20 protein-coding genes and 2 tRNA genes are annotated in these 20,219 nt (G+C 72.5%); 15 read left to right on the forward strand and 7 right to left on the reverse strand.

Annotated elements, in window-relative coordinates:
* The first annotated feature begins 25 nt into the window (after positions 1–25).
* The 3 genes from IG05_RS0103595 to IG05_RS0103605 all read left to right on the forward strand — a co-directional run bounded on the left by IG05_RS0103595 (position 26) and on the right by IG05_RS0103605 (position 2,256).
* Positions 26–99 (forward strand) — tRNA-Met (locus IG05_RS0103595).
* A 209-nt stretch (positions 100–308) separates the two neighbouring features.
* A complete protein-coding gene (locus tag IG05_RS0103600) occupies positions 309–2,123 on the forward strand; it encodes a tetratricopeptide repeat protein (protein ID WP_199808241.1) in 1,815 nt (604 codons plus the stop codon).
* A 59-nt stretch (positions 2,124–2,182) separates the two neighbouring features.
* Positions 2,183–2,256 (forward strand) — tRNA-Met (locus IG05_RS0103605).
* A gap of 141 nt (positions 2,257–2,397) precedes the next feature.
* Here IG05_RS0103605 and IG05_RS0103610 read toward each other — a convergent pair.
* Positions 2,398–2,814 (reverse strand): Fur family transcriptional regulator, encoded by a 417-nt coding sequence (locus IG05_RS0103610; protein ID WP_030339000.1) that lies wholly within the window; start codon positions 2,812–2,814, stop codon positions 2,398–2,400.
* Between the two features lie 145 nt (positions 2,815–2,959).
* On the opposite strand from IG05_RS0103610, the gene IG05_RS0103615 reads away from it, so the two are divergent.
* Positions 2,960–4,414, forward strand: coding sequence for a catalase (locus IG05_RS0103615; protein WP_030339002.1), 1,455 nt, complete (start codon positions 2,960–2,962; stop codon positions 4,412–4,414).
* Positions 4,415–4,481: 67 nt separating this feature from the next.
* On the opposite strand, the gene IG05_RS0103620 is transcribed toward IG05_RS0103615, so the two are convergent.
* Positions 4,482–4,877: a cyclic nucleotide-binding/CBS domain-containing protein gene (locus tag IG05_RS0103620; RefSeq protein WP_030339004.1), complete on the reverse strand. Its 396-nt coding sequence runs from the start codon at positions 4,875–4,877 to the stop codon at positions 4,482–4,484.
* 146 nt (positions 4,878–5,023) lie between these two features.
* Positions 5,024–5,824, reverse strand: a complete 801-nt coding sequence (gene hisN, locus IG05_RS0103625; RefSeq protein WP_030339006.1) for a histidinol-phosphatase — start codon at positions 5,822–5,824, stop codon at positions 5,024–5,026.
* A gap of 157 nt (positions 5,825–5,981) precedes the next feature.
* On the opposite strand from hisN, the gene IG05_RS0103630 reads away from it, so the two are divergent.
* Positions 5,982–6,587 (forward strand): TetR/AcrR family transcriptional regulator, encoded by a 606-nt coding sequence (locus IG05_RS0103630; RefSeq protein ID WP_030339007.1) that lies wholly within the window; start codon positions 5,982–5,984, stop codon positions 6,585–6,587.
* A gap of 67 nt (positions 6,588–6,654) precedes the next feature.
* Here the strand turns inward: IG05_RS0103630 and IG05_RS0103635 are convergent, their stop codons facing one another.
* From IG05_RS0103635 to IG05_RS0103650, 4 genes are all read right to left on the reverse strand, one after another.
* Positions 6,655–6,978, reverse strand: coding sequence for a DMT family transporter (locus IG05_RS0103635; protein WP_030339009.1), 324 nt, complete (start codon positions 6,976–6,978; stop codon positions 6,655–6,657).
* Between the two features lie 85 nt (positions 6,979–7,063).
* Positions 7,064–8,074 carry a ribosome small subunit-dependent GTPase A gene (gene rsgA / locus IG05_RS0103640; RefSeq protein WP_030339011.1) on the reverse strand — a complete coding sequence of 337 codons (1,011 nt, stop codon included), beginning with the start codon at positions 8,072–8,074 and terminating at the stop codon, positions 7,064–7,066.
* A gap of 11 nt (positions 8,075–8,085) precedes the next feature.
* Positions 8,086–9,402 (reverse strand): 3-phosphoshikimate 1-carboxyvinyltransferase, encoded by a 1,317-nt coding sequence (gene aroA / locus IG05_RS0103645; RefSeq protein WP_030339012.1) that lies wholly within the window; start codon positions 9,400–9,402, stop codon positions 8,086–8,088.
* Positions 9,403–9,430: 28 nt separating this feature from the next.
* Positions 9,431–10,153: a M50 family metallopeptidase gene (locus IG05_RS0103650; protein ID WP_030339014.1), complete on the reverse strand. Its 723-nt coding sequence runs from the start codon at positions 10,151–10,153 to the stop codon at positions 9,431–9,433.
* 50 nt (positions 10,154–10,203) lie between these two features.
* Here IG05_RS0103650 and IG05_RS0103655 point away from each other — a divergent pair, with 50 nt between their 5' ends.
* The 10 genes from IG05_RS0103655 to IG05_RS0103700 all read left to right on the forward strand — a co-directional run bounded on the left by IG05_RS0103655 (position 10,204) and on the right by IG05_RS0103700 (position 20,206).
* Positions 10,204–11,019, forward strand: coding sequence for an SOS response-associated peptidase (locus IG05_RS0103655; RefSeq protein ID WP_030339016.1), 816 nt, complete (start codon positions 10,204–10,206; stop codon positions 11,017–11,019).
* A 1-nt stretch (position 11,020) separates the two neighbouring features.
* On the forward strand, positions 11,021–11,650 hold the full coding sequence (locus IG05_RS0103660; RefSeq protein WP_030339017.1) for an alpha/beta family hydrolase: 630 nt from the start codon (positions 11,021–11,023) through the stop codon (positions 11,648–11,650).
* Positions 11,651–11,906: 256 nt separating this feature from the next.
* On the forward strand, positions 11,907–12,602 hold the full coding sequence (gene sigR, locus IG05_RS0103665) for an RNA polymerase sigma factor SigR (protein ID WP_030339019.1): 696 nt from the start codon (positions 11,907–11,909) through the stop codon (positions 12,600–12,602).
* Complete coding sequence (rsrA, locus tag IG05_RS0103670) at positions 12,599–12,910, forward strand: mycothiol system anti-sigma-R factor (protein WP_030339020.1); 312 nt, start codon at positions 12,599–12,601, stop codon at positions 12,908–12,910. Before sigR ends, rsrA begins: the two co-directional genes overlap by 4 nt.
* Positions 12,911–13,073: 163 nt before the next feature.
* A complete protein-coding gene (locus IG05_RS0103675; protein WP_030339022.1) occupies positions 13,074–14,378 on the forward strand; it encodes an HD-GYP domain-containing protein in 1,305 nt (434 codons plus the stop codon).
* A complete protein-coding gene (locus IG05_RS0103680; RefSeq protein ID WP_030339024.1) occupies positions 14,375–15,658 on the forward strand; it encodes an HD-GYP domain-containing protein in 1,284 nt (427 codons plus the stop codon). The genes IG05_RS0103675 and IG05_RS0103680 overlap by 4 nt, the downstream gene beginning before the upstream one ends.
* Positions 15,659–15,757: 99 nt before the next feature.
* Positions 15,758–16,738: a hypothetical protein gene (locus tag IG05_RS0103685; protein ID WP_030339026.1), complete on the forward strand. Its 981-nt coding sequence runs from the start codon at positions 15,758–15,760 to the stop codon at positions 16,736–16,738.
* 64 nt (positions 16,739–16,802) lie between these two features.
* Entirely contained in the window at positions 16,803–17,453 is a 651-nt protein-coding gene (gene def, locus IG05_RS0103690; RefSeq protein WP_030339028.1) for a peptide deformylase, read from the forward strand.
* Positions 17,454–17,744: 291 nt separating this feature from the next.
* Positions 17,745–18,830 carry an epi-isozizaene synthase gene (cyc1, locus tag IG05_RS0103695; RefSeq protein WP_030339030.1) on the forward strand — a complete coding sequence of 362 codons (1,086 nt, stop codon included), beginning with the start codon at positions 17,745–17,747 and terminating at the stop codon, positions 18,828–18,830.
* Positions 18,827–20,206: a cytochrome P450 gene (locus IG05_RS0103700; RefSeq protein ID WP_030339032.1), complete on the forward strand. Its 1,380-nt coding sequence runs from the start codon at positions 18,827–18,829 to the stop codon at positions 20,204–20,206. Before cyc1 ends, IG05_RS0103700 begins: the two co-directional genes overlap by 4 nt.
* Positions 20,207–20,219: the final 13 nt, after the last annotated feature.

Here is a 20,219-nt window from a genome sequence, read left to right on the forward strand (position 1 = left end):
CCGTGGTACGGTTGACCTGCAACGGCGCGGGGTGGAGCAGCTCGGTAGCTCGCTGGGCTCATAACCCAGAGGTCGCAGGTTCAAATCCTGTCCCCGCTACTGAAGTCGAAGGCCCGGATCCAACAAGGATCCGGGCCTTCGTGGTGTGCGAACGAACTCATGTCCTGGGGGGTGGGTCGGCCGCGCCGCCGTGGGTAGTCGGGTGGTGTGTGTTTGACTTGTCTCCCTGTGGGCATGTCGACAAAACGCTGAAGTGACCTCACGGGCTGCGGTATACCGGGTGTACCCAGGTTGCAGGTGGTGCGACGATGGACGTTATGGGGGACAAGGCAACTCTGTTCGGGACAGGGCGATTTGTGCAGTCTTCCGGCACGGAGCCGGCCCGTGAGGAGATGGTTGACCTGGGGGAGGCAGCCGAGGAGGAGATGCGCCTCGCGCTCGCCGCGCAGAGCGGCGACGCCGAGGCGGCGAGCGTCCTCGGGGCCATGCTGCTGCGCCGCGGCGACCTCGACGGAGCCGAACCCCACCTGCGCGCGGCCACCGCGGCCGGTGACCGCGCCGCCGCCAACAACCTGGGCGTCCTGCTGCACCAGCGCGGCTACCCCGAGGAGGCGGCCGGCTGGTGGCGGATCGCCGCCGTGGCCGGTTCCGCCGCCGCCGCGCACGCGCTGGGCCGCCACCACCGCGAGCGCGGGGACGAGCCGGCCGCCGAGTACTGGCTGCGCCAGTCCGCCGAGCAGGGCCACGTCCTGGGTGCCTACGCGCTCGCCGACCTGCTGGAGCACCGCGGGGACGTCGGCGCCGAGCACTGGATGCGGGCCGCCGCCGAGCGCGGGCACCGCGAGGCCGCCTACCGGCTGGCGCGCGCCCTGGACCGTACGGCCGGACCGGGGGAGGAGGCCGCGCCCGACAACGCTGTCGCGGAGGCCGAGCAGTGGTACCGGCAGGCCGCCGCGCGCGGCCACCGGCGGGCCGCCCTGCACCTCGGGGCGATCCTGGAGAAGCGCGGCGAGCTGAAGGAGGCAGGGCGCTGGTACCTGACCTCCGCCAAGGACGGCGAGCCGCGGGCCGCCTGCGCCCTGGGGTTCCTGCTGCGCGACGCCGGCGACAGCGAGAGCGCGGCCGTGTGGTGGCTGCGCGCCGCCCAGGAGGGCGACGGCAACGCGGCCAACGCGCTCGGTGCCCTGCACGCCGAGCGCGGCGAGACCCAGACCGCCGAACGCTGGTACCGGGCCGCGCTGGACGCCGGCGACGACAACGGCGCCTACAACCTCGGGCTGCTCTGCGCCGAACAGGGCCGCACCGCCCAGGCCGAGCAGTGGTACCGGCGGGCGGCCTACGCCGGGCACCGCGAGGCCGCCAACGCGCTGGCCATCCTGCTGCTCCAGGGCGGCGACACCACCGGCGCCGAGCCGTGGTTCTCCAAGGCCGCCGAGGCCGGCAGCGTGGACGCCGCCTTCAACCTCGGCATCCTCTACGCCGGGCGCGGCGAGGACGAGACGGCGCTGCGCTGGTACGAGCGGGCGGCCGCCGCGGGACACGCCGAGGCGGCGCTGCAGGTCGGCATCGCCCGGCTGCGCGAGGGCGACGAGCAGGAGGCCGAGCGGCACCTGCGCTGCGCGGCGGGCGGCGGCAGCGCGGAGGGCGCATACCGGCTGGCCGCCCTGCTCGACGCGCGCCGGCCCCCGGAGCCCGCGCACGAGCTGGGTGAGACCGTGCAGGAGAAGACCGAGTGCGAGGAGTGGTACGAGCGTGCCGCCTCGCAGGGGCACCGGCGGGCGCAGGTCCGGGTCGGCATGCTCGCGGCGGCACGGGGTGATGTGGTGGAGGCGGCGCGGTGGTACCGGGCGGCGGCCGAGGCCGGCTCGCGCAACGGCGCCTTCAACCTCGGGCTGCTGCTCGCCCGCGAGGGCAGTGAGCCGGAGGCGGCGGTGTGGTGGACCCGCGCCGCGGACGCCGGGCACGGGCGGGCGGCGCTGCGGCTGGCCCTGGTCTACGCGCGTCGCGGCGAGCTGGCCGAGGGGCAGCGGTGGGCCGACCGTGCGGTGGCGCTGGGGCCGCCGGAGGTGGCCGAGCGGGCCGGGCGGCTGCGGGACGCGCTGCGGGAGGAGCTCTCGGCGTGAACCGCCGGGGAAGCGATTTGCGTCCCGGCGCCCACGTCACGTAGTGTCTTATTCATCGACGCGGGGTGGAGCAGCTCGGTAGCTCGCTGGGCTCATAACCCAGAGGTCGCAGGTTCAAATCCTGTCCCCGCTACTGAAGGCCGAGGGCCGGAATCCAGAAATGGGTTCCGGCCCTCGGTTTTTGTGCGTGCGACGCCGGTTGGCGCGTGCGGGGCCCGCGTGGGCGCACGAGAAGAGCCCCGGCGGTGGCCGGGGCTCCAGGGGAAGCGGGGAGCTACGCGCTCGCGCAGTTCGGGCACAGCCCCCGGTACGTCACCTCGACGTCCGAGACCGTGAAGCCGAAGCGCTCGGTGTCGGGGAGGTCGGCGAGCGGGTTGCCGGTGGGGTGGACGTCGCGGATCGCGCCGCACCGGGCGCACACCAGGTGGTGGTGCGGGCGGTGCGCGTTCGGGTCGTACCGCTTGGCGCGCTTGTCCGTGCTGACTTCCAGCACCTCGCCGAGCGAGACCAGCTCGCCCAGGGTGTTGTAGACGGTCGCCCGGGAGATCTCGGGCAGCTTCGCCACGGCCCGTGCATGGACCTCGTCCGCCGTCAGGTGGACGTGCTCGCCGTTCAGGACCTCGGCCACCACGCGCCGCTGCGCGGTCATCCGCCATCCGCGTCCGCGCAGCCGTTCCAGAAGGTCGCTCATGACCACCAGCCTAACAGGAGGAGTCCCCAGATCGGGAACAGGTGTGACTTTGGACCGGCGTTTGACTTAGACAAAGTCCATTGTAGGATCGAGAACGGCTTTGGCCACAGGACAGGACTAGTCAGTGATGACGCAGGAGGCGCACGTGACGCAGGGACCGCTCACCACGGAGGCCGGGGCTCCGGTCGCCGACAACCAGAACAGCGAGACGGCGGGCGTCGGCGGGCCGGTCCTGGTCCAGGACCAGCTGCTGCTGGAGAAGCTGGCCCACTTCAACCGGGAGCGGATCCCGGAGCGCGTGGTGCACGCCCGCGGCGCCGGCGCGTACGGCACCTTCACCGTGACCGCCGACGTCACCCCGTACACGCGGGCGGCCTTCCTCTCCGAGGTCGGCAAGCAGACCGAGGTCTTCCTGCGCTTCTCGACCGTGGCCGGCAACCTCGGCGCGGCGGACGCCGTCCGTGACCCGCGGGGCTTCGCGCTGAAGTTCTACACCGAGGAGGGCAACTACGACCTCGTCGGCAACAACACCCCGGTCTTCTTCATCCGGGACGCGATCAAGTTCCCGGACTTCATCCACACCCAGAAGCGCGACCCGTACACCGGCTCCACGGAAGCCGACAACGTGTGGGACTTCTGGTCGCTGTCGCCGGAGTCGACCCACCAGGTGACCTGGCTCTTCGGCGACCGCGGCATCCCGGCGTCCTACCGGCACATGGACGGCTTCGGCTCGCACACCTTCCAGTGGAACAACGCGGCCGGTGAGGTCTTCTGGGTCAAGTACCACTTCAAGACCGACCAGGGGATCAGGAACCTCACCGCCGAGGAGGCCGACGTCCTCGCCGGCAAGGACCCCGACTCCCACCAGCGCGACCTGCGCGAGGCGATCGAGCGCGGCGAGTTCCCGAGCTGGACCGTGGGCGTGCAGATCATGCCGGCGGCGGAGGCGGCGACGTACCGCTTCAACCCGTTCGACCTGACCAAGGTGTGGCCGCACGCGGACTACCCGGTCATCGAGATCGGCAAGCTGGAGCTGAACCGCAACCCGCGCAACATCTTCGCCGAGGTCGAGCAGTCGGTCTTCTCCCCGGCGCACTTCGTGCCCGGCATCGGCCCGTCCCCGGACAAGATGCTCCAGGGCCGGCTCTTCGCGTACGGCGACGCGCACCGCTACCGCGTCGGCATCAACGCCGACCACCTGCCGGTGAACCGCCCGCACGCCACCGAGGCGCGCACCAACTCCCGGGACGGCTTCCTCTACGACGGCCGGCACGGCGGCGAGAAGAACTACGAGCCGAACAGCTTCGGCGGACCGCAGCAGACCGGCCGCCCGCTGTGGCAGCCGCTCGACGGCCTCGCCGGCGGTACCGGCAACCACCCGACGCCGGTGCACGCCGAGGACAACGACTTCGTGCAGGCCGGCAATCTCTACCGGCTGATGACGGAGGCGGAGCAGGAGCGCCTGGTCACCAACCTCGCCGGTGCGATCTCGCAGGTCTCCCGCGCGGACATCGCCGACCGCGCGATCGGCAACTTCCGCAACGCCGACGCCGACTTCGGCAAGCGGCTGGAGGCGGCGGTGCAGGCGCTGCGCGGCTGAGCCGGCCGCCCTCGCGGCCGGGCGGGCCGGACCCCACGGTGCTCCGGGGTCCGGCCCGCTCGTGCGTTCAGGGCACGGGGGCGGGCTCGCGGGCAGGCGCCCAGCTGCGGATGACGTCGCGGACCGAGACGATCCCGGCTACGTCGCCGCGGTCGAGGACGACGAGGTGGCGGAAGCCGCCGTGCGCCATGGCACGGGCCGCCTCCTCCAGGGTCCAGGTGGGGGCGGCGAAGACGACGTCGGTGGTGGTGTGGGCGTGGGTGCGTTCCGTGTCCGGGTTCTGGCCCAGGCCCACGGAGTTGAGGATGTCGCGTTCGGTGAGGATGCCGATGCCGCCGGCGTCCGGGTCGAGGACCACGGCCGCGCCGACGCGGCGGGCGGACATCAGGGCTGCTGCCTGGCGGAGGGTGTGGGCGGGGCCGAGGGTGAGGATCACCGAGCTCATGGCGTCACGGACGAGCATGGATGGGCCACCTCCTTGGAACCCGCGCTTGGTTCACGGGTTCACAATTTCACAAGTGGGGGTGGGTCCAGAGTGCCAGGCAAAGGAAGGGTCAACAAGGGGGAGCGCGACGCGAGTCGAGGGCGTGTGCGGGCTCCTCCCGTGTCTCACTGGCGCTGCTTGAGATACCCCAGCAACTCGTCGTGCAGCAGGCCGTTGGACGCGGCCGCGTTGCCGCTGTGCGGACCCGGGCGGCCGTCGAGGCCGGTGAAGGTGCCGCCCGCCTCCGTCACGATGATCGCGTTCGCGGCCATGTCCCACAGGGACAGCTCGGGCTCCGCGCACATGTCGACGGATCCCTCGGCGACCATCATGTACGGCCAGAAGTCGCCGTACGCGCGCGTGCGCCACACCTGGCGGGTGAGGTCCAGGAAGCCGTCCAGCCGGCCCTGCTCCTCCCAGCCGGACAGCGAGGAGTACGCGAAGGAGGCGTCCGCGAGCCTGCCGACGCGGGAGGTGTGGATGCGGGTCGCGGAGGTGAGGTTGCGGCCCGTGAAGGCGCCGTGGCCCTTCGCGGCCCACCAGCGGCGGCCGAGGGCGGGGGCGGAGACGAGGCCGACGACGGGCTCGTAGCCGCTCTCACCCGCCTCCATCAGGGAGATCAGCGTCGCCCACACGGGCACGCCGCGGACGTAGTTCTTGGTGCCGTCGATCGGGTCGACCACCCAGCGGCGGGGGCCGCTGCCCTCGATGCCGTACTCCTCGCCGAGGACGGCGTCCCTGGGGCGGGCGCGCTGGAGCTGACCGCGGATCAGTTCTTCCGCCGCCTTGTCCGCTTCGCTCACCGGGGTCATGTCCGGCTTCGTCTCCACCTTCAGGTCGAGAGCCTTGAAACGGGCCGTGGTGGCGGCGTCGGCCGCGTCCGCGAGGACGTGGGCGAGGCGGAGGTCGTCCAGGTAGTCGGGCATGCGATGAACGGTATCCGCCGCGGCCGGTACGGGGCCACAGGGGGCCGGGTGACACGGCCGGGGCCGAACAACCCCCGTACTCCACCGCGAACCCTTGACAGTGCGTACAAGGGCGTCAAATCTGGGCGCACTGTCGCTGTGGTCCAGGGAGGCGTGGATGCCTGCTGCCCGGGAATCGCTGTTGGACGCCGCCTACTCGGCGCTGACGCGCCGGCCGTGGTCGGCGGTGCGGATGGTGGACGTGGCGGCGTCGGCGGGCGTGTCCCGGCAGACCCTGTACAACGAGTTCGGCAGCAAGGACGGCCTGGCCCGGGCGCTGGTGCGGCGGGAGGCCGACGGGTACCTCGCCGGGGTCGAGCGGGCCCTGGCCGGATCCGCCGGGGCGCCCGCCCGGCTGACGGCCACCGCCGAGTGGACGGCCGCCGCCGCCCGGGACAACGCGCTGGTCCGGGCGATCCTCACCGGCTGCTGGACCGAGCGGCTGCCGAGCCCGCCGCTCACCGCCGTACCATCCGCCTCCCCGGTGCCGGCGCAGCGCCGGGCGGACGGGCCGCTGCCGGCGCCCCGGGACTTCGTGCGGATCGTGCGGGACCGCGCGGCGACCGCGCTGGCCGGTCCCGGCGCCGCCCCGGCCGACACCGCGGAGCTGCTGCGCTCCTGCGAACTGGTCGTCCGCCTCGCCCTGTCCTGCGTGGCGGCACCGCCGGGCAGCGGCGGGATGGAGGAACTGGTACGGGCGGTACTCCCGCGGCACCTGGTGTGACGGCCGCCGGACCGGGCCGCACGAGGCGCCGGAGCAGCACAGGGGGGCGGCGCCGCTCAGGGGGCGCTCAGTGCGCCGACCCCGACAGCTGCAGCCCGATCACCCCGACGATGACCAGGCTGATGGAGACGATCTTCAGGGTGGAGACCAGGTCACCGAGGAAGATCATCCCGTAGATCGCGGTGCCCGCCGCGCCGATGCCGGTCCACACGGCGTAGGCGGGGCCGACGTCGAGTTTCCTCAGGGAGAGGGTGAGCAGACCGAAGCTGCCGAGAGCGAACGACGCGAAGGCGATCGTCGGCCACAGGCGCGTGAACCCGTGCGAGAGCTTCAGGCACACGGCGAAGCCGGTCTCCAGAATCCCGGCCACTATGACCAGCAGCCACGCCATGTGCGGTCCTCCCGTTGGGTCCGGATCTCCGGCTCGGTGCGATTATGCACTTACCGAACCCGGCCCACCCCAAACAACGCCAGCCTCAGTCGCCTTCCGTGCGCTCCCGGGTGGCCAGCAGCCGGCGCAGCGAGTACAGCCGCGCCGGGTCCGCGTGACCCTCCGCGACCCACGCGTCCAGCGCGCAGTCCGGCTCGTCGTGGCTGCACGCGCGGGGGCAGCCCGCGGTGCCCGGTTGGAGGTCCGGGAAGGCGTGGATCACCCGGCCCGGATCGATGTGCGCCAGACCGAACGAACGGATCCCCGGGGTGTCGACGACCCAGCCGTCCGCGCCGGCCAGCGGCAGCGCCAGGGCCGAGGTGGTGGTGTGCCGGCCGCGGCCCGTCACCGCGTTCACATGGCCCGTCAGGCGCCGGCGCTCCTGCGGCACCAGCGCGTTCACCAGCGTCGTCTTGCCGACACCGGAGTGCCCCACGAACGCGGTGATCTTGCCGGCCAGCTGCTCGCGCACCCGGTCCGCCGCGCCGCCGCCCTCCAGCTCCTCCTGGCTGGTGACGACGTAGGGGATGTCCAGGTCGCCGTACAGCTCCAGCAGCTTGTCCGGCGGGGCCAGGTCCGACTTGGTCAGCACCAGCAGCGGCTCCAGACCGCCGTCGTAGGCCGCGACCAGGCAGCGGTCGATGAGCCGGGGCCGTGGCTCGGGGTCGGCCAGGGCCGTCACGATCGCCAGCTGGTCGGCGTTGGCGACGACGACCCGCTCGTAGGGATCGTCGTCGTCGGCGGTGCGGCGCAGCACCGACGACCGCCCTTCGATGCGGACGATCCGCGCGAGGGTGTCCTTCGCGCCGGACAGATCACCGACCAGGGCCACCCGGTCGCCCACCACGGCCGCCTTGCGGCCCAGCTCGCGGGCCTTCATCGCCATGACGGCCCGGTCCTCCACCAGGCAGGTCAGCCGCCCCCGGTCGACGGTGAGGACCATGCCCTCGGCCGCGTCCTCGTGCTTGGGCCGGATGTTCGTCCGCGGCCGGTTGCCCTTGCGGTTGGGGCGGCTGCGGATGTCGTCCTCGTCGGTGTGCTTGCCGTAACGGCGCATGACTCAAGTCCCTACTGCCCGAGCATCCCGGTCCACAGCTCGGGGAAGTCCGGCAGGGTCTTCGCCGTCGTCGCCACGTTCTCGATCCGCACCCCCGGCACCGCGAGGCCGATGACCGCGCCGGCGGTCGCCATGCGGTGGTCCTCGTAGGTGTGGAAGACGCCGCCGTGCAGCGGGCGCGGGCGGATGTGCAGGCCGTCGGCCGTCTCCGTGACGTCACCGCCCAGCTCGTTGATCTCCTTGGTGAGCGCGGCCAGCCGGTCCGTCTCGTGCAGCCGCAGGTGGGCCACGCCCCGCAGGGTCGACGGTGAGTCGGCGAGCGCGGCCACCGCCGCGATCCCCGGGGTCAGCTCGCCCACGTCGCCCAGGTCCACGTCGATGCCGTGGATCGCCCCCGAACCGCTGAACTCCAGCCCGTACTCGGTGAGTTCGCAGGAACCGCCCATCTCGGTGAAGATCTCCCGCAGCCGGTCACCCGGCTGGGTGGTGCGGGCCGGCCAGTCCGGGATCAGCACCCTGCCGCCGGTGACCAGGGCCGCCGCCAGGAACGGCTGCGCGTTGGACAGGTCCGGCTCGATCGTCAGGTCCCGGCCGAGCAGCGCGCCCGGCGTCACCCGCCACACGTTCGGCTCGCCGCCCGACTCCGGGGTGTCCACCTGGGCGCCGACCGCGCGCAGCATGTCCACCGTCATCCGGATGTGCGGCATCGAGGGCAGCGTCGCCCCGGTGTGCCGGACCTCCACCCCCTGGTTGAAGCGCGGGCCGGACAGCAGCAGCGCGGAGACGAACTGGGACGAGGACGAGGCGTCGACCGACACCGGGCCGCCGTCCAGGGCCCCGCCGCCGTGCACGGTCAGCGGCAGCGCGCCCCGGCCGTCGTCGTCGATCCGGGCGCCGAGCACCCGCAGCGCGTCGATCACCCCGTCGAGCGGCCGCTCGTACGACCGCGGGTCGCCGTCGAACCGGATGGGACCGTCGGCCAGCGCGGCCACCGGCGGCAGGAACCGCATCACCGTGCCCGCGTTGCCGACGTCGACCGTGGCCGGGCCGCGCAGCTCCGTGGGCAGCACCCGCCAGGCCTCGCCGGTGCCGTCCGGGCCGACCCCCTCCTCGATCTCGACGCCCAGGGTCCTGAGGGCCCCGGCCATCAGCAGGGTGTCGCGGGACCGCAGCGGGCGGCGCAGCCAGCCCGGCTCGGAGGCCAGGGCGGCCAGGACCAGGGCGCGGTTGGTGACCGACTTGGACCCCGGCACGTGGACCGTCGCGTCGACGGCTCCGCTCGCGTGCGGGGCGGGCCAGAGGGCGGTGGAGGAGGTGTTCGGGGCCATGGGGCCACTTTATAAGGAGGGCCCGCTCTCAACCTTCCAGCAGCCAGCGTCCTCCGCCGATCAGCGAGCACAGGGACACCGCGTGGAACAGGAACAGCCACAGGCCCGCCGGTACGTGCGTCAGCCGGGACAGCTGGTCGGCGTCCGAGTCCCCGGCCCCGCCCCGGGACCGCTTGGCCTGCAGCTCGAACGGCGGCCGCACCCCGCCGAACAGCAGGAACCACACCACCGCGTACGCGAACGCCGCCTGCACCTGCGGCCCCGCCAGCCAGGACACCAGCAGGAACGCCCCGCCCGCGAGGACCACGGTCAGCACGCCGTACGCGTTGCGGATCATCACCAGCATCGCCACCAGCAGGGCGGTGGCCGCCCACAGCAGCAGGGTGATGCGCCCGGTGGCCAGCAGCGCGGCCCCGCCGAGACCCAGCAGCGAGGGCGCGGTGTACCCGGCGGCGGCCGTCAGGATCATGCCGAGCCCGTACGGCTTGCCCCGGCTCACGGTGAGCCCGCTGGTGTCGGAGTGCAGCCGGATGCCGGTGAGCTGCCGGCCGGTGAGCAGGGCGATCAGACCGTGGCCGCCCTCGTGCGCGATGGTGACCGCGTTGCGGGATATCCGCCACACCGGGTGCGGGAGGACCACGGCGAGTGCCGCGGCCAGGGTGGCCAGCACCACCCACAGGCCGGGATCGGGCTGGGTGCCGGTGAGCCGGTCCCAGAGGCCGGGCAGCGCGGTCGCGGCGAGGCTGTCCATGTGTGCGGGTGGCTCCGTTTCGGTCTGCGGAATCTGGCAGTGTTGCACGTATGTGCGGACGGTATGCATCGAGTCGTGGGCCCGAGGATCTCGCAGGAATCTTCGAGATCGGGAAGTGGGAGCCCGAGGAGACCCTGGAGCCCGACTACAACGTGGCGCCGACCAAGGAGGTCTACGCCGTCCTGGACCGCCCCCTGAAAGACGCGGACTCCCCGCGTCCGGTTCGTCAGCTGCGCAGGCTGAAGTGGGGCCTGGTCCCGTCCTGGGCCAAGACGCCGGAGGGCGGCGCCCGGATGATCAACGCGCGCGCCGAGACGGTGCACGAGAAGCCCTCCTACCGGCGCGCCTTCGCCGCCCGCCGCTGCATCCTGCCGGCCGACGGCTACTACGAGTGGGTCACCGGCACCCAGGAGCGCGAGCTGGAGGTGGAGGGCAGGAAGAAGCGGCCGCGCAAGCAGCCGTACTTCGTGCTGCCCGCCGACGGCTCGGTGTTCGCGATGGCCGGGCTGTACGAGTTCTGGCGCGACCGGACCCTGCCCGACGACCACCCGCTGGCCTGGTGGGCCACCTGCTCGGTGATCACCACCGAGGCGGAGCGGACCCCGCTGGCCGTCGCCCCCGCCGAGGGCCCGCGCTCCCTCGCCGACATCCATCCCCGGATGCCGCTCATGCTCACCCCGGACCGCTGGGACGCCTGGCTCGACCCCTCCCGCACCGAACCGGACGCGCTGCGCGAGCTGCTCGCCCCGCCGCCGGCCGGCCTGATGCGCGCCTACCCGGTCTCCACCGCCGTCAGCAACGTCCGCAACAACGGCCCGGAGCTGCTGAAGGAACTGGAGGCACCGGAAGAGGGCACACTCTTCTGACGTGACTACACAGACGGTCGGTACGGACGCCGGGGACGCCCGGATCACCTGGCACACGGCGAGCGGGGCACGGCTGGTGCTGGCCGTCGGCCACGGCGCGGGCGGCGGCATCGAGGCCCGCGACCTGCAGGCCCTCGCGGCCGCACTGCCCGCGCACGGCGTCACCGTCGCCCTCGTCGAGCAGCCGTGGCGGGTGGCCGGCAAGAAGGTCGCGCCCGCGCCGAAGACCCTGGACACCGGGTGGCGCGGGGTGTGGCCCGCGCTGGCCGAGCCGGGCCTGCCGGTGATCTCCGGCGGCCGGAGCGCGGGCGCCCGGGTCGCCTGCCGTACGGCCGCCGAGCTGGGCGCGCACGCCGTGCTCGCCCTGAGCTTCCCGCTGCACCCGCCGGGCAGGCCGGAGAAGTCCCGGGCCGGGGAACTGCTGGGCGCCGGGGTGCCCACGCTGGTCGTGCAGGGCGGGAACGACCCCTTCGGCAGGCCGGCGGAGTTCCCGCCGGGCGACTTCGGACTGGTCGAGGTGCCCTATGGCGATCACGGCTTCGCCGTGCCCAAGCGCGCGCAGCTCACCCAGGAGCGGGCGCTGGAGATCGTCACCGGCGCGGTGCGGGAGTGGGTCGTGTCACTGCGGTGACGCGGGAATGCCGGGCGGCGGCGCGCTGTTGTGGCCCACAGATAGTGCTGGAGGCCTCGGCACCGACGTCGTAGGAGAGGAAGTCCGCCGCATGGGTTCGACCACATGCCCGAGCCGTACGCGTAGCGCTGACCTGGACTGGACGGTGCTGCACGCGGCGAAGACCGCACCTATTCGAGGGGCGGCAGGCACGGGTCGTGTTCTATCCTCCGAAACGAGTGGGGCCGGTTTCGGTCCCGCCCGGGATCTTGAGGAGGTGGGTCCGGTCACTGGGACCGACGCAGGGACCGACAACGGCCAGGCGGAGCTGCCCGAGGGCCAGGGCGCCAGCGCGGACGCGTCCGATGAGACGACCGCGGAGCGCAGCGCGCGCTTCGAGCGGGACGCGCTCGAATTCCTCGACCAGATGTACTCGGCCGCCCTGCGCATGACGCGCAACCCGGCCGACGCCGAGGACCTGGTGCAGGAGACGTACGCCAAGGCGTACGCGTCCTTCCACCAGTTCCGCGAGGGCACCAACCTCAAGGCCTGGCTGTACCGGATCCTGACCAACACCTTCATCAACTCCTACCGCAAGAAGCAGCGCGAGCCCCAGCGCTCCGCCGCGGAGGAGATCGAGGACTGGCAGCTCGCCCGCGCCGAGTCGCACATGTCGACGGGTCTGCGCTCCGCCGAGTCGCAGGCGCTCGACCACCTGCCCGACTCGGACGTGAAGGCAGCGCTGCAGGCGATCCCCGAGGAGTTCCGCATCGCCGTCTACCTCGCCGATGTCGAGGGCTTTGCGTACAAGGAGATCGCGGACATCATGGGGACACCCATCGGTACGGTGATGTCCCGGCTGCACCGGGGCCGCCGTCAGCTGCGCGGGATGCTGGAGGACTACGCCCGTGAGCGCGGCCTGGTCCCGGCCGGCGCCGGAGAGTCGAACGAAGCGAAAGGCTCGGGCTCATGAGCTGCGGAGAGCCGCACGAGACGGACTGCAGTGAGGTCCTCGACCACCTGTACGAGTTCCTCGACAGTGAGATGCCGGTCGTCGACCGCGACAAGTTCCAGCACCACTTCGAGGAATGCTCGCCGTGCCTGGAGAAGTACGGCCTGGAACAGGCCGTGAAGAAGCTGGTCAAGCGGTGCTGCGGCCATGACGACGTGCCCTCCGACCTGCGGGCCAAGGTCATGGGCCGGATCGACCTGATCCGCTCCGGGCAGACCGTGCCGGAGCACGACGTGACCAAGGCCCCGGCGGCACCGCAGGAGTCCTGAGCCGCCCCGGCCCGCCCGGGCCCGGTCGAAGGCGCACGGAATGCGCACGGAAGGGTCGTATCACCCGAACGTGCTAATCCTCAGGTCATAAGCCCCGAACCCCCCGCTCCCGCCCTACGCTCCGAGCCTGGACAGCCACGGCGGGCGATCGGGGAGGGGCGTGATGGACGCGGTACCGGCGAGGGCACGCGGCTACGTGGCCGCCGTCGCCCTCCTGGCCGTCCTCTGCCTGCTGCCCCTGCCGGCCGAGCACACCCCCTGGTGGGCGCTCGGTCTGCTCGCCGCGCTCTGCGCGGCCTGCGAGCACGCCGTACGCCGCCGCTTCGGCGGCACCGTCTACCCCGTCCTGCTCGCCGGCGCCTTCCTGCTGCCCCCGGCCGCCGCCGCGCTCGTCCCGGTGCCCGCGGGCCTGCTCTCCCCGGTCGAGCACCGGGCCGCCCTGCCCCGCCGGGCGTGGCGCGCCGCGCAGCCCGCGCTCGCCGTGTGGGCCGCCGCCCGGGTGCACGGCGCGCTCGGCGGCCGGGACGCCGTCGCCGGCTCCGACTTCCCGCACGCCCTGCTGCCCGCCGGCGCGGCCGTGCTCGCCTTCTGCCTGGTGCTCACCGCGCTCGACGGCGGACTGCGCGCGGCGGTGGGCCTGGTGCCGCCGCGCCGGGCCTGGCGCGGGCTGCTGACCCGCTCCCTCGCGCCCGTCGCGGTGCACGGACTCGCCGGACTGATGATGGCCGTGCTGTGGCGCAGCCCGTACGGCCCGGTCGCCGCGCTGCTCGTGCTGCTGCCGATGTGCGTCTCGTGGTGGGTGTTCGCCCAGTACCACCGCGAACGCGCGGCCCACCAGGCCACCATCCGCGCCCTCGTGCAGGCCGTCGACATCAAGGACGGCTACACCCGCGGCCACAGCGAACGCGTCGGACACGCCTCCGTCCTCATCGCCCGCGAACTCGGCATGGACGACGAACGCGTGGAGGTGCTGCGCTTCGCGGGCATCCTGCACGACGTCGGCAAGCTGGGCGTGCCCACCCGGCTGCTGCGCAAGAACGGCCCGCTCACCCCGGAGGAACGGCGGATCATCGAGCTGCACCCCGAGTACGGCCACGAGATGGTCCGCGGCATCTCCTTCCTCGGCGAGGCCCGCGCGGCCATCCTCCACCACCACGAACGGCTCGACGGCAGCGGCTACCCGTACGGCCTGGCCGGCGACCGGATCCCCGAGTGCGCGCGGATCGTCGCCGTCGCGGACGCCTTCGACGCCATGACCTCCACCCGCTGCTACAGCCGGGCCCGACCGGTCGAGACCGCCGTCGCCGAACTGGAGCGCTGCGCCGGGAAGCACTTCGACCCCCGCATGGTCGGCGCGCTCGTCCGTGCCCTGGCCCGCTCCGGCTGGCACCCGGCGGTCACCGCCGACGAACCGGACCACGACACCCCGGCCGCCGACCGGGCCGCCGGCACCGGGGCGCCCCGGTGACCCCCCTGCGGCTCATCCACGGCGCCGCCGCCCTCGTCGCGGCCGGCTCCCTCGCCGTCACCCTGTGGACCGGCCTGGACGACCGGGGTGTCGCGCTCGCCTTCGGCCTGCTCGTCACCCTCGGCGAGCTGACCCGGTGGAGCGACGCGCAGGCCCGGCGGCAGGCCGCGCCCCTCGGCGCCGCCGGCTCGCTGGCGTACGCCCTGCTGGGCGCCGACGCCGGGCGGCCCGGCCACCAGGACGCCGCACAGGTCGTCACCGTCGTCCTCGTCGCCACCGTGCTCGGCGCCGTCCCGCACATCTGGTCCGGCGCCAGCCCCACCGTCGACCACCTGGCCCGCCGCCTCCTCACCGTCGGCTTCGCCGCCGTCTGCTTCCAACCCCTCTACAGCCAGGGCGTCTTCGCCTCGTGGGGCGGCCCCGCCTACGCTCTCCTGCTGCTCACCCTGCTCGCCCTCACCTCCCTGTGCGGTGCCGTCCTGGCCGCCGCGCTCTCCCACAGCCGCACCCGCTGGCCGTTCGGCCCGCTGCTGCGCGAGGAACTGCGCGGACTGCTCGGCATCGGCTCCACCGTCTGCGCGACCGGCGCGGTGATGGCGCTGGCGGTCGCCGTCGTCGGCCTGTGGGCGCTGCCCGTGTTCTGCCTGCCCATGCTGCTCGTCCAGCTGTCCCTGCGCCGGTACACGGCCGTGCGGGCCACCTACCGGCAGACCATCGCCTCCCTCGCCCGCGCCACCGAGATCGCCGGCTGCACCCCCGCCGGGCACGCCCGCCGCGTCGCCGCGCTCAGCCAGGCCGTCGGCCGGGACCTCGGTTTGAGCGGCCCCGAACTGACCGTCCTGGAGTACGCGGCCCTGATGCACGACATCGGCCAGCTCAGCCTGGTCGACCCGGTCCCGGGCGGCGCCACCGCGGCCCTGCCCGCCGCGGAGCAGCGGCGCATCGCGCTGCTCGGCGGGGCCGTCGTCCGGCAGACCGGGGTGGACGCGGCCGTCGCCGTCGTCGTGGAGCGGCAGGCCGACCCCTACCCGGAGCAGCCGCCGGCCGCCCGGATCGTCCGGGCCGTCAACGCCTACGACGAGATGACCCGGGACGCCGGCCCCGAGGTCCCCCTGCGGGCGCTGGAGGAGCTGCGCCTCGGCACCGCCGGGGACTACGCTCCCGAGGTCGTGGAGTCGCTCGCCCGGGTGCTGACCCGGCCCCCCGTCGGCCGTGAACGGGTGCCGCCCCGGAGAACGGGGCTGTCTGACCCCGTGCCCGACTGGGTAACCCATGGGTAATGAGCGCCTTTCCCGCCGTACGTGGTTGGATGCGAGGGAGAGGGTGTCCGGGGGCACAAGCCAGCCCACAGCGGGAAATGGAACTGGCAGGCGGGAATCGTGAGGATCTTCGGCAAGCAACGGCACCGGCCCTCCGCCTCGTGGCGGCAGGCCACCGACCGGGCGTTCACACTCATCGGCGACGGCCGGTACGAGGACGCGGGCGAGCTGCTGACACGCGCCGCCGATCTGGAACCCTGGCTGTCGGAGTCCTGGTTCAACCTGGCCCTGCTGCACAAGTTCCGGCACGACTGGGAGCAGGCCCGCGCGGCCGGACTGCGCGCGGTCGCGCTGCTCGACCGGGAGGCCGGGGCGCCCGACTGGTGGAACGTCGGCATCGCCGCGACCGCTCTCCAGGACTGGCCGCTGGCCCGGCGCGCCTGGCAGGCGTACGGGCTGAAGGTGCCCGGCGGCGCCGCGGCAACCGCGGAACCCGTCGGCATGGAGCTGGGCAGCGCGGCCGTACGGCTCTCCCCGGAGGGCGAGGCCGAGGTGGTCTGGGGCCGCCGCCTGGACCCGGCCCGGCTGGAGGTGCTCTCCATCCCGCTTCCCTCGTCCGGGCGGCGCTGGGGCGAGGTCGTGCTGCACGACGGGGTCCCGCACGGCGAGCGCACCACCTCCACCGGGCACTCCTACCCGGTCTTCGACGAGATCGAGCTGTGGGCGCCGTCGCCCGTGCCCACCTGGGTGGTGCTGCTGGAGGCGGCCACCGAGGCCGACCGGGACGCGCTGGAGCAGCTGGCCGCCGACGCGGGGTTCGCCGCGGAGGACTGGTCGTCCTCGGTGCGGCTGCTGTGCCGGATGTGCAGCGAGTCCCGGATGCCGTCCGACGAGGGCGAGGGCGTCCACCTCGACCCGCACGACCACAGCGAGCCGGGGCACCCCGGGCCGCTGGGACACCGCACGGCCGGGCAGCTGTGGGTGCCGGAGCGGGAGTGCGGGGTGGCCGCGCCGGCCTCGCTGGTCCGGGGGCTGCTGGACGGCTGGGTCGCGGACAGCCCGGACTCGCGGGACTGGCGCGATCTGGAAGAGGTCTGCTGAGCGGGCGCCGTACCCTGTATCAGCAACATCTCCCCCAGTTCTTTGAGGAAGGCGTACGTCGGTCATGGCGCAGCAGGACACCGATCAGCAGCACGCGGGCGTGCTCCCCGTCGACGACGAGGGCTATGTGGTCGACACGGAGGACTGCGAGGAGCGCGAGCAGGCCTGGCGCGAGCGCGGCACCTCGCGGCCGATCACGGTCGTCGGCAACCCGGTGCTGCACAAGGAGTGCAAGGACGTCACCGAGTTCGGCGAGGAGCTGCAGCAGCTGGTCGCCGACATGTTCGCCAGCCAGCGCACCGCCGAGGGCGTGGGCCTGGCCGCCAACCAGATCGGTGTCGACCTGAAGGTCTTCGTCTACGACTGCCAGGACGACGAGGGCGTCCGGCACGTCGGCGTGGTGTGCAACCCGAAGCTGGTCGACCTGCCCGCCGAGCGGCGCCGGCTGGACGACAGCAACGAGGGCTGCCTGTCCGTGCCCACGGCCTACGCCTCGCTCCCGCGCCCCGACTACGCCGAGGTGACCGGGCAGGACGAGCAGGGCAACCCGGTCAAGGTGCGTGGCACCGGCTACTTCGCGCGCTGTTTGCAGCACGAGACCGACCACCTCTACGGCTCCCTGTACATCGACCGGCTGTCGAAGCGGGACCGCAAGGACGCCCTGCGGCAGATGGCCGAGAACGAGCCCCGCTACCCCGTCGTCGCCAACGACTGACCAGCACCGCGCACTTGAGGCGCCCGGCCGGGACCTTCCCCGGCCGGGCGCCTTCGTGCTGCCGCGGTTCGCTCGCCCGTGCGTCGCACAGCCGATCCCTTCCATGCCCCTAGTGATCCTTAATCAGTCACGAAGGGGGGATTCTCGGCATCGTGGGGTAGTGAGTGAAGCAAATCCGTTCCCACGGCGGTCAGTTGTGGTGCTGAATGGAAGTGCGGGGATACGCAACGGCGCACGCCCGGCACAACAGGAGGGGTGTGCGCTTCCTGGCGGCTGAGAGGGGTTTGTTCTGTGCAAGCTTTCCCACACAGCACCACAGCGACGCCGACGGCGGTCGTAGTCCCACCCTCACTGGCCCTCCCGGTGATCGAGTCCGCCTTTCCCCGGCAACTGCACCCGTATTGGCCACGACTGCAGGAGACAACACGCCTGTGGCTCCTGGAAAAACAGCTCATGTCGCCGGCCAAGGTGCAGGAATATGCCGATGGACTGTGCTACACGGACCTCATGGCGGGGTACTACACCGACGCCTCCGACGAGGTCCTGCAGGCCATAGCGGACTACAGCGCCTGGTTCTTCGTCTGGGACGACCGCCACGACCGTGACATCGTGCACGGCCGGGCGGGCGACTGGCGGCGGCTGCGGCACCGGCTGCACGCGGCTCTCGACGCGCCCAGGCACCACCTGCACCACCCCGACCCGCTGGTGGCGGGCTTCGCGGACAGCGTGCTGCGGCTGTACGGCTTCCTGCCGCACACCTGGAACCAGCGGTTCGCCCGGCATTTCCACGCGGTGATCGAGGCCTACGACCGGGAATTCCGCAACCGCACCCGGGGACACATACCCGGCGTCGAGGAGTACCTCGCCCTGCGCCGCCTCACCTTCGCGCACTGGATATGGACGGACCTGCTCGAACCGAGTGCCGGATGTGAACTTCCCGACACGGTGAGGAGAAATCCGGCGTACCGCAGGGCGGCATTCCTCAGTCAGGAATTCGCCGCCTGGTACAACGACCTCTGCTCGCTGCCGAAGGAAATAGCGGGCGACGAGGTGCACAATCTCGGAATCAGTCTCGTCACCCATGCCGGGCTGACCCTCGAAGAAGCGGTGGACGACATCAGGCGGCGCGTGGAGGAATGCATCGGTGAATTCCTCGGCGCCGAACGGAAAGCCCTGGCATTCGCCCACGACCTCGACGACGGCACGGTCCGCGGCAAGGAACTGAGCGCCGCCGTCCGGTCCTGCGTCGGCGCCATGCGCAACTGGTTCAGCTCCGTCTACTGGTTCCACCACGAGTCCGGCCGGTACATGGTCGACAGCTGGGACGACCGGTCCACGCCCCCGTACGTAGCGAACGAAACGGCAGGTGAGAAATGACCGTCGAGTCGGTGAGCCCCCGCACCCCCGCCACCCCAGGGACGCCCGAACTGCGCGAACCACCGCTGGCCGGAGGTGCCGTGCCGGTCCTCGGCCACGGCCTGAAACTGGTCCGCGACCCGCTCGCCTTCATGTCCGGGCTACGCGACCACGGAGACGTCGTACGTCTGAAACTGGGCCCCAAGACGGTGTACGCCGTCACCACGCCGGACCTCACCGGAGCCCTGGCCCTCAGCCCCGGCTTCGAGATCGCCGGCCCGCTGTGGGAGTCCCTGGAGGGCCTGCTCGGCAAGGAGGGCGTGGCCACCGCGAACGGGCCCCGGCACCGTCGGCAGCGGCGCACCATCCAGCCCGCGTTCCGCCTCGACGCCATACCCCGTTACGGCCCGGTGATGGAGGAGGAGGCGCACGCGCTGACCGAGCGCTGGCGGCCCGGCGAGACCGTCGAGTGCACCTCCGAGTCCTTCCGGGTCGCCGTCCGCATCGCCGCCCGCTGCCTGCTGCGCGGCGAGTACATGGACGAGCGCGCGGAACGGCTCAGCATCGACCTCGCCACCGTCTTCCGCGGTATGTACCGCAGGATGGTGATCCCGCTCGGGCCGCTCTACCGGCTGCCGTTCCCGGCCAACCGCGAATTCAACCGGGCGCTGGCCGATTTGCATGTGCTGGTGGACGAGATCGTCGCCGAGCGGAGGGCATCTGGTCAAAAGCCGGACGATTTGCTGACGGCATTGCTGGAGGCGAAGGACGACAATGGCGATCCCATCGGGGAACAGGAGATCCACGATCAGGTCGTCGCGATACTCACCCCCGGCAGCGAAACAGTCGCGTCCACGATCATGTGGCTGCTCCAGGTCCTCGCCGAACACCCGGAACACGCGGAGAAGGTACGGACCGAGGTGGAATCCGTGACCGGTGGCCGACCCGTCGGATTCGAGCACGTCCGCTCACTCACGCACACCAACAATGTCGTCGTCGAGGCCATGCGGCTCAGGCCCGCCGTATGGATATTGACGCGGCGCGCGGTGCGCGACACCGCACTCGGCGGCTATCGCATCCCGGCCGGGGCGGACATCGTCTACAGCCCGTACGCCATCCAGCGCGACGGCCGCTCCTACGCCCGGCACCTCGACTTCGACCCCGACCGCTGGCTGCCCGAGCGGGCCGTGGACGTGCCGAAGTACGCCATGAGCCCGTTCAGCGTGGGCAACCGAAAGTGCCCCAGCGACCACTTCTCCATGACCCAGCTCAGCCTGATCACCGCGGCGCTCTCGGCGAAGTACCGCTTCGAGCAGGCCGGCGGGTCCGACGACACCACCCGCGTGGGCATCACGCTCCGCCCGCACGACCTGCTCCTGCGGGCGATCCCCTGGTAGGCCCGGTACCGGC

It is taken from the genome of Streptomyces sp. NRRL S-1022, from assembly GCF_000720135.1.
Taxonomy (GTDB): domain Bacteria; phylum Actinomycetota; class Actinomycetes; order Streptomycetales; family Streptomycetaceae; genus Streptomyces.